Here is a 1,225-nt window from a genome sequence, read left to right as displayed (position 1 = left end):
ATTCATGTTCTTTCGTGAACATAAGCTGCTCTTGCACCAGATAAGATGATCAGATTTACACCACGTGCAAAAGCATCACACTCAGCATTTCAGAGAGTTTTTTTTCGTCAAAAAAAATTAAAACGGTTTTCGAGTCACATGAGAGAACTTAAATAAAACCCACACTCTGTTACACGGAAAATGTAAGACTGAGTCAATAATTTATAAATATTTGGCAGGAATTAAATTAATTGTTTACTCAATTTTGGTGGGTATAAATGCGACGAATATCTTATTTGATTGTTTATTAAGGTTTTATTTCATCGCGTAGAAGTGCCTTAGGACGGTAAAATAGTGGTAAAAAACGTGCTAGTCGCGACTGAAATGTTCACTCAGTGCGGCTCGTCGTTTTGATGCTGCGCCCACTTCTGAGCCTTGAACAGTATGCTCAAATCCCTTTCGAATGAATCGCTGATCTGGGATTCGAGGTTCAATTCGGCGTATTTGTGGTGACAGATGAGAGCCAGAAAGTTGATACGCGGTTTCACCTAATCCGGTATTTAAGGTGATGACTTTGCCATCAAACGCAAATTCCGTCGTGATCAAACGATGATTTCGATACACCCCATCGGATGTAAAAATAAGGCGTTCGGTTTGATAAGGTGGAGCACCAATTTCGATCCACTCACCATAGACGTGTTCGGGGTTGATGTAATCTTGATAGGAGACGTGGAGCTGATAAGCGAAAAAAGCCACCAAACTGCAGACAAAAATAACGAACGCACTTTTAACCATCTTAAGCTGGTGTCGAGCCCAAAATGAAAGTTGCGGTTCTTTATCTTGTTTCCTTTTCCTGCGAGCGGGTATGGCCATGAGTACTCTTATCGTCCTTTTTTAATATGGTGGAAACCTTCCGCACTAAAAACAAACAATCTCGCCGTTGCGACCCAGAAACTATGATCTAATGTCCACTTTTACAATCGGATACACTATTACTGATTGATTTGTCGTTAATGATTGACTCCTTAGTGATTAAGAATGGGCTGCAAATTTCGAATTATTCTTTCCTGTTGCGTTAGCCAAATTCTGTGCTGATTAACTGAGTTCTCAATTCGGTAGAATCTCTGTGCTTTAAAGGCTTGAGTCGCAGAAAAAAACAGGGTAAAAAAGAGCGGACTTTTGATAAGGAAACCAATAATGAATATTAAGGAAAATAGCTATTTTGCAGGCGGTGTAAAGTCACTAG

General features: G+C 39.7%; 1 protein-coding gene. It reads right to left on the bottom strand.

Annotation, left to right across the window (positions count from 1 at the left end):
- Positions 1-348 precede the first annotated feature (348 nt).
- Positions 349-852 carry a DUF2850 domain-containing protein gene (locus R8N28_RS25620; RefSeq protein WP_020841634.1) on the bottom strand — a complete coding sequence of 168 codons (504 nt, stop codon included), beginning with the start codon at positions 850-852 and terminating at the stop codon, positions 349-351.
- Positions 853-1,225: the final 373 nt, after the last annotated feature.

It is taken from the genome of Vibrio sp. Vb1554, from assembly GCF_033344235.1.
The sequence above is the reverse complement of the archived record's forward strand: the minus strand, read 5'-3'. Positions and strand labels throughout refer to the sequence as shown.